Source organism: Pseudomonas sp. MYb541 (genome assembly GCF_037479595.1).
In the GTDB taxonomy this organism is placed as follows: domain Bacteria; phylum Pseudomonadota; class Gammaproteobacteria; order Pseudomonadales; family Pseudomonadaceae; genus Aquipseudomonas; species Aquipseudomonas canadensis.
The window spans coordinates 76,593-92,962 of sequence record NZ_JBBGYS010000025.1 but is presented as its reverse complement, the minus strand read 5'-3'; the positions used below and the strand labels follow the sequence as shown (position 1 = coordinate 92,962).

The window sequence follows — 16,370 nt, the reverse complement described above, 5'->3', positions numbered from 1 at the left end:
TCAAATTAGCGCAGTGCCCGGCGCAGGACTTTGCCGACGGTGGTCTTGGGCAGCTCAGTAGTACGGAACTCCACGTACTTCGGCACCTTGTACCCCGTCAGGTACTCCCGGCAATGCGCAAGAATCTGCTCCTGGGTCAGGTTCGGGTCCTTGCGCACCACGATGATCTTGACCTTCTCCCCGGTCACGCCATCTTCCACGCCAATCGCCGCCACTTCGGCCACGCCAGGGTGCAGCGCCACCACGTCCTCGATTTCATTGGGGTACACGTTGAAGCCGGAGACCAGGATCATGTCCTTTTTCCGGTCTACCAGGCGGATAAAGCCACGCGCGTCCATCACGCCGATATCCCCGGTCGACAACCACCCTTCGGCATCCAGCACCTCGGCAGTGGCCTCCGGACGTTTCCAATAACCTTGCATCACTTGCGGCCCGCGCACTTGCAGTTCGCCCTGCTCGCCAACCTCAGCCAACTCACCGTCTTCGCGGATAAACCGCACCCAGGTCGAGGGCAATGGCACGCCGATGCTGCCGGTGAATTCCATCTCGCGCATGCGCGCAATGTTGATCGGGCTGATGCTCACCACCGGCGAACATTCGGTGAGGCCGTAGCCTTCGATGATCGGCAGCCCGGTGACTTCCTTCCAGCGCTTGGCCACCGCCGTGTGCGTGGCCATGCCACCCGCGATCACCATGCGCAGGTCGGAAAAGTCCCGTGCGCAGAACTCCTTGTTCTCGAGCAGGCCGTTAAACAAGGTGTTGACCCCGGCAATCCCGTTGAAGCGCTCCTTGCGCAGGATCATCTGCACGCGCTTCACGTCCCGTGGGTTGGCGATCAGGATGTTGCGCCCGCCCAGGCACATGAACATCAGGCAATTCACCGTCAGGGAAAAGATGTGGTACAGCGGCAACAAGGTGACGTTGGTTTCCTGCTTGTCCTGGTCCAGTTGGTCGCCAACCCAGGCCTTGGCTTGCAGCAGGTTGGCGATGATATTGCGGTGACTGAGCATCACGCCCTTCGCGTCGCCGGTGGTGCCGCCGGTGTATTGCAGGAAGGCCAAGTCGTCGAGGTGCATCTCCACCGGGAAATGAGTGAGCGCCCGCCCCTGTTTCAGCACCTGGTTGAAGCGCAGCGAGCCGCGCAGGTTGAACGCCGGCACCTGCTTTTGCACACGGCGCAGGATGAAATTCATCGCTGCCCCTTTGAACGTGCCGAGCAAGTCGCCGATGGCCGCGATCACCACGCGCTTGACGCTGCTGCCGGTGATGACTTTTTCCAGGGTGTGGGCGAAGTTCTCGAAGATCACCACGGTTTCCGCGCCGCTGTCCTTGAGCAGGTGCTTGAGTTCATGGGAGGTGTACAGCGGGTTGACGTTGACCACCACCGCGCCGGTCAGGATCGTGCCCAACAGGCAAATCGGATACTGCAAGCAGTTGGGCATCATCAGCGCCACACGATCGCCTTTCTTGACGCCCTGCCCCTGCAGCCAGGCGGCGAAGGCATAGCCTTGCACCTGCCAGTCGGCGTAGGTCATTTCAGTGCCGATGCTGACGTACGCCACTCGCTCGCGAAATTTTTCCAGGTGCTCCAGGAACACCTCGCGCAGTGACGGGTATTCCTCGATAGCGGCGTCGATATCCGCCGGGACGCCGGGCAGGTAAGCGTTCAACCAGATCCGTTCGGTGTGTTCCAGGCTTACAGCGTTCATGGCAGTCTCCTTGTTGTTGTTTTTGATAGAGCTACTTTTCGACGATGGCGGTAATGCCCAGCCCGCCCGCCGCGCAGATGGAAATCAGGCCGCGCCCGCCGCCGTTCTCATGGATGATCTTGGCCAGCGCCGCCAACTGCCGGCCTCCCGTGGCAGCGAAGGGATGGCCGCAGCCCAGCGAGCCACCGTTGACGTTCATCTTCGCGCGATCGATGGTGCCCAGAGGCGCTTCCAAGCCTAGACGCTCGCGGCAATAATCGGGGTCTTCCCAGGCCTTGAGCGTGCACAACACCTGGGCCGCAAAAGCTTCATGGATCTCGAAGAAATCGAAGTCATCGAAGCTCAACCCTTCGCGCTTGAGCATGCGCGGCACCGCATAGGCCGGAGCCATCAGCAGGCCCTCGGTGCCGTCGACGAAATTCACCGCCGCCGTTTCGCCGGTACGCAGGTAGGCCAGCACCGGCCAGCCGTGCGCGGCCGCCCATTCCTCACTGGCCAGCAGCACCACCGAGGCGCCGTCGGTCAGCGGCGTGGAGTTGCCGGCTGTGAGGGTGCCGTTCTGGCGGTCGTAGGCTGGAGATAGGCCCGCGAGCTTTTCCAGGCTGGCATCGGCGCGCAGGTTGTTATCCCTGGCCAGGCCGCGATGGGGGCTGATCAAGTCGTCGAAGAAGCCGCGCTTGTAGGCCGCATCCAGGCGCTGATGGCTGGTGAGGGTCAACTCATCCTGGGCCAGGCGCTTGATCTGCCAGCGCTTGGCCATTTCTTCGCAGTGTTCGCCCATGGACAGGCCAGTGCGCGGCTCGCCGTTGCGCGGCAACAATGGTTTGAAGAACATCGACGGCCGGACCTTGAGCAACGTCTTCAACTTGTCGCCCATGCCCTTGGCACGATTGGCTGCGAGTAACGTGTGGCGCAATGACTCATTGATACCGATGGGCGCGTCAGAGGTGGTGTCGGATCCGCCCGCAATGCCCACCTCGATCTGTCCGAGGGCAATCTTGTTCGCCACCAGCAATGCGGCTTCCAGCCCGGTGCCGCAGGCTTGTTGCACATCGTAGGCCGGCGTATCCGGCGACAAGGTGGTGGACAGCAACGACTCACGGGCCAGGTTGAAATCCCGCGAGTGCTTGATCACCGCCCCGGCGGCAAACTCACCGAGGCGTTGGCCGTGCAGATTGTAGCGGTCGACCAGACCTTGCAGCGCGGCGACCAGCAGGTCCTGGTTGCTGTCGTGGGCGTACACCGTGTTGGAGCGAGCAAACGGGATGCGGTTGCCGCCGATGATCGCGACGCGGCGGACCGGGGCCGGGTTGAAGCTGTAGTCACTCATTCCAGGTTCTCTTTCCAGATGAAAAGGCCACGCATATGGGGTTTGTCGCCCGCGAAATTGCGCACTTCGAACTCGCGGCGCGGGCGGGTCACCGGATGACTCCACAGCGCGACCTGGCCGGGCAGGAAGATCGGCAGCTTGAAGTCACAATGGGCCTCGGCCTGGTCCAGGCCACCGGGCGGTTGCTGGGCGGCGAGCGCACGGCCCAGGGTCCACATGCCATGGGCGATAGCACGGCGAAAGCCGAACAGCTTGGCGCCGATCACCGAGGTGTGAATCGGGTTGAAATCCCCTGAAACCTTGGCAAAACGCCGGCCCAGGTCGGCGGGCAACACCCAGCGCTGGGTCCGCAGCAAGCCCGCCTCCTGCAAGGGCAACACGTCACCCCACGGTTCGCCAACCGGGTCCTTGACGTCCCGGCGCAGGTACAGGCTGTCGCTTTCCCACACCAGCGTGTCGGCACCGTAGGCACGGGTGGCGATGCTCAGCGCCTGGCCCTTGGGATGGGCGACCCAGCGCTCGCAATACACCTCAATGCGCAACGCCTGGTCTTCGTGCAAGCGCTGGTGCTGACGGATGCGATTGGCCAGGTGCACCATGCCGCTGGCCGGGTACGGAAAGCTGGGGCGAGTCAGCAGCATCAAGTGCAAAGGGAACGCCAGCACATGGGGATAGGACAGCGGCACCCCCTGCTCGCGGCGAAAACCACAGGCACGACCATAGGCGGCGATGTCGGCGGCAGACAACGCCACTGCCGAACGCACCAGGCGTTCCGTGGGCAGCACAGGCGCACCGTCAAGCTTGGGCTTGCGCAAGGCGCGCACGCCGTCCAGCAGCAAGCGGGTGCGTGAAGGCGGCGGATCAATGATCTGCGTCACGTAGTCCATGGCTCAGGCTCCCAGCAGGCTTTGGCCGCACACCCGTACGACTTGGCCGTTGACCCCGCCGGACGCCGGATGCGCCAGCCAGGCGATAGTTTCGGCCACGTCGATCGGCTGCCCGCCCTGGGACAGCGAATTCATGCGCCGCCCAGCCTCACGGATCATCAGCGGGATCTTGGCGGTCATCTGGGTTTCGATAAACCCCGGCGCTACCGCATTCACCGTCACTTGCTGTGCCGATGCACGCGGTGCCAGGCCCTGCACCAGGCCGATAACACCGGCCTTTGAGGTGGCGTAATTGCTTTGTCCGAGGTTGCCGGCGATGCCGGAAATCGACGAGACACAGACAATTCGTCCTCCAGGATTCAGGCCTTGGCTATCCAATAACGCATTGCTGAGCTGCAAAGGCGCTTCGAGGTTCACCGCCAGTACGCTGCGCCACGCGGCCTCGGTCATTTTTGCGATGGTTTTGTCACGGGTGATCCCGGCGTTGTGCACCACCACGTCAAAGGCGCCGTATTGGCTGACATGGGCCTGCAGCAGTGCGGCTGCGTCCGTCGCGGTGATGTCCAGGGGCAGCGCCGAACCGTCGACGCTGTCCGCCGCCTGTTGCAACGCCGTCTGGGCCTGGGGCACATCCACGCACACTACGTGCGCGCCGTCCCGCGCTAGTACCTGGGCAATCGCCAGGCCGATGCCACGGGAAGCGCCGGTGACCAGGGCGCGACGACCGGCGAAGGGTTTGTCCCAATTGACCGTGACTGGGCCGTCCACGGTTTTTTCCAGGCGCACCACCTGCCCCGACACATAGGCCGAACGGCGCGACAGGAAGAAACGCAAGCTGCTGTCCAGCGCGTCTTCAGCTCCCGGCGCCACGTAGATCAACTGCACAGTGATCGCCCGGCGCAGCTCCTTGGCCAGCGAGCGCACCAAGCCTTCAAGGGCGCGTTGGGCGATGGCCTGGGGCAAATCCTGGCAATGTTCCGGCGCGGTGCCGAGCACCACCACGCGGCCGTGTTGGCCAAGGCGCTTGGCGTTGGCGTGGAAGAACACATACAGCTCGTCCAACTGTTGCAGGTCGGCCACGGCGCTGGCGTCAAACACGGCGCCCTGCACTTTCACCGTAGACGGCGCCTTGAGCGTGGCCGGGGTGGCACTGACGGTGTCCGTTGCCGCGAAGATCCGCTGCACCTCGGCGGCCAGGCGCCCTGCCCCGGCGACGATCACCGGGTTGACCAAGCCCTGCTGGCCGCTGCGGTGGCGTTGCAGTGGCAAGGGTTGCGGCAAGCCGATGGCCTGGGCCAGGCGACGGCCCCAGGCGGAATTGACGAAAGAAAGGTAGCTGTCACTCATAGAGACATTCACTCACAACACATTCTGACCGTGAAAATCCGATCCCCTGTGGGAGCTGGCTTGCCTGCGATACAGGCAACTCGGTGTATCAGTCGTACCGAGGTGATGCCTTCGCAGGCAAGCCAGCTCCCACCTTGACCGTGATTTTCCTAATTGACCGAGGCGTTTTCGCTTTGGCTGGTGCGACGTTTCGCCGTCGGTTCCAGCGCTTGCTTGCGCTGCTGCAACGCCTCCAGCAAGCCGAAGTCCTGCGGAAAGTCATCTACCTGGATGGCGTGGTCGGCGTATTCCACATACCGGCCGAGCAAGGTGTCCTCGTCATCGCTGATCAAGTCCTGCGCGCGCGCCTTGACACGCCAGGCGGTGAAGGCCGTGGCCGAGATGGGCATCGGTTCGATCAGGCCCTGCTTCACGGCGGACTTGAGCCGCGCCTCAATCAACTCGACCTGCGGCAGCAGGCGGAAACCCAGTTCGCCGTAAGCCAATTTGTCGATTTCCGGACGTGGGATGTAGGAATTGGCCAGCAAGCGGTCGCGGGTTTCGCCCGGTGTCTGCACCACCTCGGCCACTTGGGCCAGCAGACGATCCGAGGGTTTGCGCAGTGGGATACCGAACGGGAACGTCAGGCCACGCAGCACCGCTGCGGCGGGTTTCGACGGGTAGTTATCGAGCACTTCCGCCAGCGCTTCGTGGGCCCGCAGCAACGCGTCCTGGGCCGCCCAGTGCACCAGCGGCAGATCCGCCTGGGGCCGGCCATCATCGTCAAAACGCTTGAGCACGCAGGACAGGATGTACAGCTGCGACAGAATATCGCCCAAACGCCCGGTGATACTTTCCTTGCGCTTGAGGGCACCGCCCAGCACGCCCATGGAAATGTCCGAAATCAGCGCGAGCACCACTGACAGACGATTAGCCTGGCGGTAGTAGGACGCCAGCGCCGGGTCGGTCTTGGCCGGGGCAGAAATCAACCGCCCTCCTGTCAGGGAATGCACTGCAGCACGGACGGTATTGGCCAACACAAAACTCACGTGGCCGAACATGGCGCTGTCGAAGGCTTCCAGCGCTTGACGTTTGTCCGGATTGCGCGCCGCTTCCATCTCACGGAATACATAGGGATGGCAGCGGATCAGGCCCTGACCAAAGATGATCAGGCAGCGCGTCATGATGTTCGCGCCTTCCACCGTAATGGCAATGGGGCTTTGCTGGTAGGCACGGGCCAGGAAGTTGTTGGGGCCCATGCAGATGCCCTTGCCGGCCACGATGTCCATACCATCATTGACGATGATCCGCGCACGCTCGGTGACGTGGTACTTGGCGATCGCCGAGATCACCGACGGTTTCTCACCCGCGTCCAGAGACGCCACCGACACCTTGCGCACCGCATCGCAGGCATACAGATGTCCAGCCATGCGCGCCAGGGGCGCCTGCACACCTTCGAATTTGCCGATGGGCAGGCCGAACTGTTTGCGCATCGCGGCATAGGCGGTGGTGCCACGCACCGCCACCTTGCCCAGGCCGACGTTGGCCGACGGCAGCGAAATAGCCCGGCCGGCTGCCAGGCATTCCATCAACATGCGCCAGCCGTTGCCGACTTGTTCGCGGCCGCCAATCACCCATTCCAGCGGAATGAAGACATCCTTGCCGGTGGTGGGACCGTTCTGGAATACCGCATTCAATGGCCAATGACGGCGGCCACTGTTGACGCCGGGATGGGACGTCGGGATCAGTGCACAAGTAATGCCGAGTGAACCGGCAGCGCCCAGCAACCCGTCCGGATCTTCTGCGCGAAACGCCAGGCCAAGCACCGTGGCAATCGGGCCCAGGGTGATGTAGCGCTTGTCCCAGGTCACACGAAAGCCCAGGACTTCCTCGCCTTCATGGGTACCTTTGCAGACGATGCCCAAGTCGGGAATCGCCCCGGCATCGGACCCCGCATACGGGCTGGTCAGGGCAAAGCACGGGATGTCTTCACCCCGTGCCAAGCGCGGCAGGTAGTAATTGCGCTGGGCATCGGTGCCGTAATGCAACAGCAGCTCGGCCGGGCCGAGGGAGTTGGGCACCATCACCGAAATGGCGGCCGCCGAGCAACGCGTCGACAGTTTCATCACCACCTGCGAGTGCGCGTAGTGGGAGAAGCCTTTGCCGCCGTATTGCTTGGGAATGATCATGCCGAGGAACCCGGCATCCTTGGTGTACTGCCAGCCTTCGGGCGACATGTCTTGCCAGACCTGGGTGGTTTCCCAGTCGTTGGCGATATCGCACAGGGTTTCGACTTCGTTGTCGAGGAAGGCTTGCTCTTCAGCGCTCAGGCTGGCCGGTGCGGCTTGCAGCAGGCGCTGCCAGTTGGGCTTGCCGCTGAACAGCTCGGCGTCCCACCACACGGTGCCGGACTCGATGGCGGCGCGCTCAGTGTCTGACATTGCCGGCATGATCGTACGAAACAAGCCCAAGGCCTTGCTGGTCAGCAAGGTGCGGCGCAGGGGTTTGATCGTCATCAGCAACGCGGGAGCGACCACCAGTACCGCCGCGACAGTGGCGCCTAAACCGGCCACCACGTTGAACAGGTAACCCGCCGCCAGCCAGATCAGGCCTGCACCCAACCAATGAAGGGCAGCGGCTTGTCGATACGCCAGGGCAATCGCAGCTGCGAAACCCACCAATAACCAGATAACCATGGAGATACCTCTACTCGATTCAGGGTACGGCCTACGTGCGCCAGGTCGGATGACATGCGGCGTAACGCCACACTACAAAATTCGAAAACTATATTCAAATTTTGTTTTGAAATTATTATTTAATACGTGCGCAAAAAAAGGGCGGCTGAGCGGGCCGCCTGGTCAACCAGTCGAGAAAACAGCGCCTGGCCTGAGCAGCCAGGGCTATTGATCGGAAGATACTCAGTAGAACAAAGGACGAACTGCAGGGTCGAGGCAGCAAGATGCGCTTGGTGCCTTGACCCCATATCCTGGATAAATCATCAGAACGCGTAGGTGGCCGACAGACTCAACACTTCCCCCTTGGCTTCAGACTTGCCGTCAAGACTCGCAGCACCGAGTCGGTCTACGTTCTTGGTCTTGAGTTTCACGGTTTCCACAAACTGCCGGGAGTATGCCCCGTCGATGCTCAACCCTGGAATTGCGCGAACGTTATAGCCGAAGCCCAGCGACGCAAAGGTACGATCACCATCCGGAATACGCGGGTCACGCGTGGAGTTTCGGGTGGGGGTCTGATCGAAGGAAACCCCTGTACGCAACGTCAAGTCATCGGTCAGTTTGTAATCACCCCCGAATGAGTACTGCCAGCTGTTCTTGTAGTTGTAGGGGATAGACACGATGGTATTGCCATCAGACTTCAAGGTCAGCGCCTTGAATGAGGACCACTGGGTCCAGGTGACACTGGCGCCCAATGTCAGGCGGTCCGAGAACTGATGTACCCAGTCAACCGAAGCATTCGCTGGAACGTCCAACTGCGTGGATGCGTTGGCGCCCCCCGGATAGAGTTTAAGGCCCGGATAAGCCAGTTCGACCAGGGTCTTACCATCAACCACAGGGATGGTCATCAACCCTTCGGACGTTGGATCGGCGTAAATATTGTATTTGCCTTCCAGTTTGTTTTTGATTTTTGCGTGGTAATTCAAGCCAAGCGTGTCTTGAGGTGTAGGTTTCCACGCGATACCGCCGAACCAGCCCAGGGAGGTATTATCCACTTTTACCCGCATCAGGGCTGAGCCTTGACCCGCCGGAAAGGGAATCATGCCGAAATCCGGCGACTGCGCTGCGGCAGCATAAAGATCGACGTTCTGACTGACAAAACCTTTGGTGTGTTGAAGGATGGCGCCCAGGCCAACGGAAAATTCTTCGTTGACCTTAAACGATAAGGACCCCGTCAAACCGACTGTTTCTATTCGCGTATCAACGGCGAAGTCACGGCCCTTCCAATCTTCATCCCATGTGGTACGAGCGCCCATGGGCACGACCTGACTCAAACCAAAAGCGATTCGATCGTTAATTGGCATAACCATGAAACCGGTAGGCACCCACGCCTCGAACCCACCCTGTCCGCCATCGCCTGTACGCGGCGTAGAGGTGGTTAACCCCGTATTTGGGTCGTAAACCGTAGAAGAGGTCGGATTACCCGCGTAGTCGTATGCCGCGCCCTTGTATTTGATATCAATATTTGCGTAGTTGAGCGTGAACTGCGATATGGTCTTATCGATGAAAGCCATAGCTGCCGGGTTATTGTAGGCTGCCGAGGGGTCATTCTTGAACAAAGACCCGCCGCCGAATCCACGCCCCCAGCCAGCGGCGTTAGTCGTCGGCGTCATGAACCCACCCGCATGGACCTGGACGGTAGAAGCCATCAACCCACTCAACAACGCCAGGCCGAGCAACCCTTTCGCCTGTTGTTTCTTATTATTCATCGTCCACTCCTTCCTTATTATTTTTATACGCCACGGCCGCGTGAGCCGACGTGGATGACCTCAACAGATACCTCATGCGAGGTATCTGTTTTTTACGGGTGATCAGCCCAGCGTTCTTCTAGTGCCTCTGGGCCTCAGGGCGCCAAGGACAGGGACGGTGCTACAACCGAGAGTGATTGAACTGCGCAATTACCCGAAAGCGACTGGCTGGAAGGTGTGGTGAGTGTGTGAGTGGCCTGGTTCCAGACCACGTTGATCGAGCCTGCACCGCAGTTCGATGCAGGGAATGCGACCGTCCACCCTACGTTGGTAACAGTGCCAAGACCCGCACCAGTGGCGGCATTAAAACTGGTTGCCGTCAGCACCCAGCCTGGCGACGGAATATTCTTCAGCGTAGGCAGGGAGCACAGACCGCCACCTGTCAATGCAGCCGAAGTAATAGTCGCCACGCCACCTGCAACTGTGCCACCGAAGGTGATACCGCAGGTCACAGGCGCACCCAACGAGGATGGGGATGTAACGACAATGGTCCCGGCGTTAGTGGTGAACGGACCGTTCGGTGTAATCGAAGCGGCATTCGCCATCGAAGCAGCACCCATGCAAACAGTCAAAGCAGTCAACGACACGAGGGTTTTCAAGCTTTTCATTGTTTTTCCTCACATGTTATGGCGAATTCATTTCGCCAGGGGTAATGGCCATGATCGAGAGGTCACGGTGAAACTGCAGAACTTCCCTTTCCAGCCAAATCTCAATTCAATAACGAAACAACATCTAACGCTTATTCAACAACTTTGAAGTTCGGCGGCATCTTGATCGACACCGTCTTGATCTTGCAGTCTTCGCCGATCGGGACGTTGGCGGCTTCCAACTTACCCGTGGCGTTATCCCAGGTGCCGTCGGCAGTTGAGGGCCCACACTTGCCGCCCAGACCAAACGCGTGGACATCCACACTGATCTTCGACATAGAGCCACTTTTGGTGTCCTTGGCGACCAGAATCCACGGCAAGTTGATGGCTTCCACTCGGCTGCACTTGAGGCCGCCATCGAATTCGACTTCATCGACATTGACCGATGAACCATCAGCCGCCACTTTGCCGGCCACCCTGATGGTGCAGTCGGCACTGATCAGCGCGCCTTTGGAAAAGCTGATCGGGCCCTGGGCGGTAAACGCACTGCCGGCGGGTTCGATGCGTGCTGCCTGGGCCTGGTGATAGGCGATCAGGCCCAACGCAGCCAATACGATATGTGTGGTGAATTTGGCAGGTGCTTGCATGGTGTACGTCCTTCCCTTTAATTATTTTTGTTCGGGTCAAACAACTTTCTGGCAACCGATATGGAAAATCCCGGGCGATAGAGGCCTGCGCGGCACGCAGGCCCCGAGTACGCAAACAACGTGTTACTTGAACTTAAAAAGGTTTTGCGCTGTTGCTGTACTTTTCCAGATACTTCAACCGTTGTGAAGGCTGAAGATTGGTCAGGGTGATATCCCCGGCATAATGGTTCAATACTCGATGATCCATTCGCCGCCGCCATAAATAAGGCACATACGCCCAGACAATCATGCTCGCGTAACCATAAGGAAGTTGCGGTGATTCATCAAAATGACGCAACGACTGATAACTACGGGTGGGGTTGGCATGGTGATCGGAGTGCCGTTGCAACTGGAACAGAAAGATATTGGTAACAATACGGTTGCTGTTCCATGAATGCCGTGGCGAGCAGCGTTCATAACGACCATTGGGCAACTTCTGGCGTTTAAGCCCGTAGTGTTCGACATAGTTCACCACTTCCAACAGCGAGAAGCCGTAGATGCCCTGGATGATCAGGAACGGCACCACCGCCCATCCAAGCCAGACGATCATCGCCCCCCACAGCACTACGCTGTACATCCAGGCGCTGAGCACACCGTTTTGCCAGTGCCAGGCCGGCAGGTCGAGCTTGCGCAGACGTTCGCGCTCCAGGTTCCAGGCCGAGCGGGCACTGAACCAGACTGAGCGTGGCAGGAACGCCCAGAAACTCTCCCCCAGTCGCGAACTGGCAGGATCTTCTGGCGTGGCAACACGCACGTGATGGCCACGGTTATGTTCGGTGTAGAAGTGCCCGTAGAAGGTCGGGGCCAGGGTGACCTTGGCCAGGAACACTTCCAGCGCATTGGGTTTGTGCCCCAGTTCATGGGCAGTGTTGATCGCGATGCCAGTTGCGGCGCCGGTCGACATGGCCATGCCCAGGTAAGTGAACCAGCTCACTTCGCCATGTAGTTGAGTGCGTGCGGTGACGTAGCTGGCGGTATGGGACAACCAACTCGACGGTTCCAGGTTCGCGGTAGCCTGCAACAGCCCACCCTGGATGATCCAGTCGATACCGCCAGCGGCGAGCCAACCCGTAATCAGTACCGACGAGATGACAAACAGCACGCCGGTGTAGACGATCCAGCGGTAGTAACTTTGGGATTCAAGGTGGCTGACGGCTGATTCGGGCGGGTTGCTCACGTCTTCACCGAGCAGGCCATCAATCAGCGGGATCAGGCCGAAGATCACCAATACACCGACCCACCAGAGTTGCTGGATACCGGTGGTAATGGCCAGTGCGCCGGACAACAAAGGGGTGGCCAGGGGCATGATGCCCAACCACCACAGGTGACGCTTGCCGTCGGCCCACACGCTTGGAGCTGCCAATGTCTGATTCATGGCAGCCACCGATGCTGGGACGCGGAAAACAGGTTCAGGGAGCGTTGACTGCTCCAGAAAATCAACCATGCGATAAAAGACGTTTTTTTCATTTTTATTCGCTCTTAGGCATTTCAAAAATCATTTCAAAATAAACATTGAAATATTTTTTTAAAGAAATAGCGCGGAATCATTAGGTCGTCAACTACTTTTTCGAGGCCTTTTCTACGTGACTGGGCAGTCTCTTTTTCAGCCGCCTGGTCAGGTCTCTAGGGCAAGCATTTCGGACGGTACAACCCGCAGTGGACGACACGATTATTTGCTTGCCAATGCAAACGGCGGATGCAGGATCGCAGCGGTTTGCGCTGGCCGCGCACGCTTGGCCAACTGTTGCACCGCCTCCACCACCCGCGCGGTGGCGGTGATCGGCAACATGTGCCCGCGCCCCTCCACCACCTGCAGCTTCAGGCCTGGGACCTTGTCGGCCAGGGCCTGGCCGTGTTTGCGAAAGTCCAGGACCTTGTCCTGCGCGCCATAGATCAGGCTGATGGGCAACGTCAATTGCGGGTAGCGCTTGACCATGTCCGGCAGGGCGTCATTGACCAGGCCGATCTCGCTGGACGCGGCATAGAAGTTGTCGGGGCGCATGCCCAGCAGGCCACCTCCACGGGTGGCGAAATCGTCAGGGGCATTGTCTGGTGCGAACACCCCCTTGACCACCGCACGGCGCGTCAACAGGCCAATGGGCACCGTGAGGGTGTGAGACACCCAGCGCCGCAGCCAGGCCGGTCGCACCGCCAGTGACCAGAACACCACGGGCAACGTGGGTTGTGGATGGGTCAGTGGCGCCACCAATACCAACCCTGACACCGCATGGGGATGATCGAGGGCCAGCGCCAGGGAAATCGCACCGCCCAGGGAATGCCCCAGCACCATGGGTTTATCCAGGCCGAGCGTATTGATAAAGGCCGCCACCTGACGCGCCTGGGCCGGCAGGTCCGCAGCGGTGCCTTTGTGGCGCGTGGAATAACCCGACCCAGGACGGTCAAGCGTGATGACACGGAAGTGTTCACGCAACTGCCCGGACAGTGCATACGTCAGGTTGCGACTGCTGCCCATCAGCCCGTGAATCATCACCAGTGGTGGGCCCTTACCCTCTTCGTAGTAATGAAAGCGCTCGCCATCCACCTCCAGAAAGCGCCCGTTGCTCGGAACGGCGGCTTCAATGCGCCGTTTCATCCACGCGCTGAATCCCCATAAAACGGCGCTCGCGCCTATCAACACAGCCGCAGCGATAACCCATTCAACAGCCATAGCTCGGTCCTCTGCATCCCTGCTGCTGTCGACCCGACCGGAATTGATCAAAGCCTCAGCTATCGCCCATACCCTGGACCTGAACATCGTGCTTGTCCGTCGGACAAATCACACATGAGGAGCCTGGGACTAGCGTAGGCGATATTTTCAGGTAGATTATTTAAAATCTTTTTTAAAATAAGTAATTCAATTTTTCTTTGCAATGGTGTTCTATCTAAAAGACACAACAAGAAAAGGAGCACACCCGATGCCCATGAAGGAATGCTTATGAATACCCAGAGCGACTCAATCGACATCGCGATCATTGGCTCCGGCTTTGCCGGCCTGTGCATGGCGATCAAGCTCAAGGAGGCCGGGTTCACCGACTTCTTTATCGCCGAACAGGCCGACACCCTCGGCGGCACCTGGCGTGACAACCACTACCCAGGCTGCGCCTGCGATGTGCAGTCCCATGTGTATTCGTTTTCCTTCGCGCCGAACCCGAACTGGACGCGGCAGTTCGCGCCACAAGCGGAGATCCGCGCTTATCTGGAGCAATGCGCCACACGTTTCGAGCTGGCGCCCTACTTGCGTTTCGGCATGGGACTTGAACGGGCAGTTTTCGATGAGCAACAACAGCGCTGGCAACTGCGCTTCAGCGATGGTCGCCAGGTCACTGCACGGGTGCTGGTGTCGGGCATGGGTGGCCTGTCGCGGCCGGCGCTGCCGGATATTCCAGGGCTCGACAGCTTCAAGGGCAAGCGCTTTCACTCACAGCAGTGGGACCACGCGTACTCCTTGAAGGGTAAACGCGTGGCGGTGATCGGCACGGGCGCCAGCGCCATTCAATTCGTGCCGCAAATAGCGCCGCACGTGGCTCACCTGGACCTGTTCCAGCGCACGCCACCGTGGATCATGCCCAAGCCCGACCGGGCCATTTCGCCTTTCGAACGCTGGTTGTTCAAACACCTGCCTTTCACCCAACGCCTGGTGCGCAGCGCCTTTTATTGGGCGCTGGAGGGCCGCGTGGTCGGCTTTGCCCTGCACCCACGGCTGATGAAGATGGTGCAGAAAATCGCCCTGCGCCACCTGCACAAACAAGTGGCGCGCCCTTCCCTGCGCAAGACCCTGACCCCGGACTACACCATCGGCTGCAAGCGCGTGCTGATCTCCAATGACTACTACCCTGCGCTGTCACGCAGCAATGTCGAGGTGGTCACCGACAATGTATTGCGCATCGAAGCCGACGGTGTGATCACCGCCGACGGTATCAAGCACCCGGCCGACTGCCTGATCTTCGGCACCGGCTTCCAGGCCACCGATCCCCTGCCCCGCGACTGCATCATCGGGCACGGCGGCGTGGACCTGATGGACACCTGGCAAGACGGTGCCCATGCCTACAAAGGCACTACGGTGCCCGGTTATCCCAACCTGTTCCTGATCGTCGGGCCCAACACTGGCCTGGGGCACAACTCGATGATCCTGATGATCGAAGCACAGGTGACCTACATCCTCGACGCGCTTGAGCAAATGCAGCGGCATCGCATCGCCAGCGTGGACGTCAAACCCAGCGTGGAAAGCGCCTACAACCAACAGCTGCAGGCCAAGCTCAAGCGCACCATCTGGAACACCGGAGGATGCCAAAGCTGGTACCTGGACCCACGCACGGGCAAGAACACCACGTTATGGCCGGGCTCGACCTGGCGCTTCAAACGCGTCACTCGCCAGTTTGCGCTCAAGGACTATGTGACCCGTCTGATGCCGGTCAATGCGCCCACCCGTCCTGTACCTACGCCCCATTCCACTGCCGAAGGAAGCTTGTCATGAAGTCATTCAACGGCCGTGTCGCGGCCATTACCGGCGCTGCATCCGGCATGGGTCGCGCCTTGGCAATGGCCCTGGCGCGGGAGGGTTGCCACCTGGCGTTGGCGGACAAAAACAGCCAGGGGCTGGAACAGACGTTGGCATTGATCAAGGCCTCAACCCAGGCACCTGTGTTGATCACTACGCAGGTGCTGGATGTGTCCGATCGCACGGCCATGGAAGACTGGGCTGCACGCTGCGCAGCCGATCACGGCCAGGTCAACCTGGTCTTCAACAATGCAGGGGTGGCCCTGTCGAGCACGGTGGAGGGCGTGGACTACGCCGACCTGGAATGGATCGTCGGCATCAACTTCTGGGGGGTGGTCCACGGCACCAAGGCGTTTCTGCCGTACCTGAAAGCCTCAGGCGACGGCCACATCGTCAACACCTCCAGCGTGTTCGGCCTGTTTGCCCAACCGGGCATGAGCGGCTACAACGCCACCAAGTTTGCCGTGCGCGGCTTTACCGAATCCCTGCGCCAGGAACTGGATATGCAGCGTTGCGGCGTGTCAGCCACCTGCGTGCACCCCGGCGGCATTCGCACCGATATCTGTCGCAGCAGCCGTATCGACGCCAACATGACAGGGTTCCTGATCCACAGCGAACAACAGGCCCGCGCCGACTTCGAAAAGCTGTTCATCACCGACGCCGACCAGGCTGCCAAAGTGATCCTGCACGGCGTACGCAAGAACAAGCGCCGCGTGCTAATCGGCCGCGACGCGTATTTCCTCGACCTGCTCGCCCGCTGCCTGCCGGCGGCCTATCAAGCGCTGGTGGTGTTCGCCAGCAAACGCATGGCGCCCAAGCCACGCACGCCGGTGTTTGAAACCAACGACGAGCCCCGTCTCTGAACAG

General features: G+C 60.1%; 12 protein-coding genes. 2 read left to right on the top strand and 10 right to left on the bottom strand.

The features are described 5' to 3' along the window. Window positions 1-5 precede the first annotated feature (5 nt). The 10 genes from WH299_RS17000 to WH299_RS16955 form a co-directional block, all read right to left on the bottom strand. Window positions 6-1,709, bottom strand: coding sequence for an AMP-binding protein (locus tag WH299_RS17000; protein ID WP_122728253.1), 1,704 nt, complete (start codon window positions 1,707-1,709; stop codon window positions 6-8). A gap of 31 nt (window positions 1,710-1,740) precedes the next feature. Next, a complete protein-coding gene (locus WH299_RS16995; RefSeq protein WP_123476906.1) occupies window positions 1,741-3,039 on the bottom strand; it encodes an acetyl-CoA C-acetyltransferase in 1,299 nt (432 codons plus the stop codon). Then, the gene (locus WH299_RS16990; protein ID WP_122728257.1) at window positions 3,036-3,926 is read right to left on the bottom strand and encodes a MaoC/PaaZ C-terminal domain-containing protein; all 891 of its coding nucleotides are present in this window, start codon (window positions 3,924-3,926) and stop codon (window positions 3,036-3,038) included. The genes WH299_RS16995 and WH299_RS16990 overlap by 4 nt, the downstream gene beginning before the upstream one ends. Before the next feature lie 3 nt (window positions 3,927-3,929). Next, a complete protein-coding gene (locus tag WH299_RS16985) occupies window positions 3,930-5,273 on the bottom strand; it encodes a 3-oxoacyl-ACP reductase (protein ID WP_339550840.1) in 1,344 nt (447 codons plus the stop codon). Between the two features lie 149 nt (window positions 5,274-5,422). After that, window positions 5,423-7,948 (bottom strand): acyl-CoA dehydrogenase, encoded by a 2,526-nt coding sequence (locus WH299_RS16980; protein WP_339550839.1) that lies wholly within the window; start codon window positions 7,946-7,948, stop codon window positions 5,423-5,425. Window positions 7,949-8,250: 302 nt separating this feature from the next. Further along, window positions 8,251-9,693 carry an outer membrane protein transport protein gene (locus WH299_RS16975; RefSeq protein WP_123476898.1) on the bottom strand — a complete coding sequence of 481 codons (1,443 nt, stop codon included), beginning with the start codon at window positions 9,691-9,693 and terminating at the stop codon, window positions 8,251-8,253. A gap of 134 nt (window positions 9,694-9,827) precedes the next feature. After that, window positions 9,828-10,340, bottom strand: coding sequence for an alkane oxidation protein activator PraB (praB, locus tag WH299_RS16970; protein ID WP_323625127.1), 513 nt, complete (start codon window positions 10,338-10,340; stop codon window positions 9,828-9,830). A 131-nt stretch (window positions 10,341-10,471) separates the two neighbouring features. Further along, window positions 10,472-10,966, bottom strand: coding sequence for an alkane oxidation protein activator PraA (gene praA, locus WH299_RS16965; RefSeq protein ID WP_122728268.1), 495 nt, complete (start codon window positions 10,964-10,966; stop codon window positions 10,472-10,474). A gap of 133 nt (window positions 10,967-11,099) precedes the next feature. Further along, window positions 11,100-12,380: an alkane 1-monooxygenase gene (locus tag WH299_RS16960; RefSeq protein ID WP_122728271.1), complete on the bottom strand. Its 1,281-nt coding sequence runs from the start codon at window positions 12,378-12,380 to the stop codon at window positions 11,100-11,102. Window positions 12,381-12,674: 294 nt separating this feature from the next. Continuing rightward, window positions 12,675-13,673, bottom strand: coding sequence for an alpha/beta fold hydrolase (locus tag WH299_RS16955; protein WP_178083566.1), 999 nt, complete (start codon window positions 13,671-13,673; stop codon window positions 12,675-12,677). Window positions 13,674-13,940: 267 nt separating this feature from the next. On the opposite strand from WH299_RS16955, the gene WH299_RS16950 reads away from it, so the two are divergent. Both WH299_RS16950 and WH299_RS16945 read left to right on the top strand, forming a co-directional pair. Continuing rightward, complete coding sequence (locus tag WH299_RS16950; protein WP_126571320.1) at window positions 13,941-15,479, top strand: flavin-containing monooxygenase; 1,539 nt, start codon at window positions 13,941-13,943, stop codon at window positions 15,477-15,479. Further along, a complete protein-coding gene (locus tag WH299_RS16945) occupies window positions 15,476-16,366 on the top strand; it encodes an SDR family NAD(P)-dependent oxidoreductase (protein ID WP_339550838.1) in 891 nt (296 codons plus the stop codon). Before WH299_RS16950 ends, WH299_RS16945 begins: the two co-directional genes overlap by 4 nt. Window positions 16,367-16,370 lie beyond the last annotated feature (4 nt).

Coding starts and splice junctions, on each gene's coding strand:
- WH299_RS17000 (WP_122728253.1), bottom strand. CDS start 1,709: ATGAACGCTGTAAGCCTGGAACACACCGAACGGATCTGGTTGAACGCT.
- WH299_RS16995 (WP_123476906.1), bottom strand. CDS start 3,039: ATGAGTGACTACAGCTTCAACCCGGCCCCGGTCCGCCGCGTCGCGATC.
- WH299_RS16990 (WP_122728257.1), bottom strand. CDS start 3,926: ATGGACTACGTGACGCAGATCATTGATCCGCCGCCTTCACGCACCCGC.
- WH299_RS16985 (WP_339550840.1), bottom strand. CDS start 5,273: ATGAGTGACAGCTACCTTTCTTTCGTCAATTCCGCCTGGGGCCGTCGC.
- WH299_RS16980 (WP_339550839.1), bottom strand. CDS start 7,948: ATGGTTATCTGGTTATTGGTGGGTTTCGCAGCTGCGATTGCCCTGGCG.
- WH299_RS16975 (WP_123476898.1), bottom strand. CDS start 9,693: ATGAATAATAAGAAACAACAGGCGAAAGGGTTGCTCGGCCTGGCGTTG.
- praB (WP_323625127.1), bottom strand. CDS start 10,340: ATGAAAAGCTTGAAAACCCTCGTGTCGTTGACTGCTTTGACTGTTTGC.
- praA (WP_122728268.1), bottom strand. CDS start 10,966: ATGCAAGCACCTGCCAAATTCACCACACATATCGTATTGGCTGCGTTG.
- WH299_RS16960 (WP_122728271.1), bottom strand. CDS start 12,380: ATGAATCAGACATTGGCAGCTCCAAGCGTGTGGGCCGACGGCAAGCGT.
- WH299_RS16955 (WP_178083566.1), bottom strand. CDS start 13,673: ATGGCTGTTGAATGGGTTATCGCTGCGGCTGTGTTGATAGGCGCGAGC.
- WH299_RS16950 (WP_126571320.1), top strand. CDS start 13,941: ATGAATACCCAGAGCGACTCAATCGACATCGCGATCATTGGCTCCGGC.
- WH299_RS16945 (WP_339550838.1), top strand. CDS start 15,476: ATGAAGTCATTCAACGGCCGTGTCGCGGCCATTACCGGCGCTGCATCC.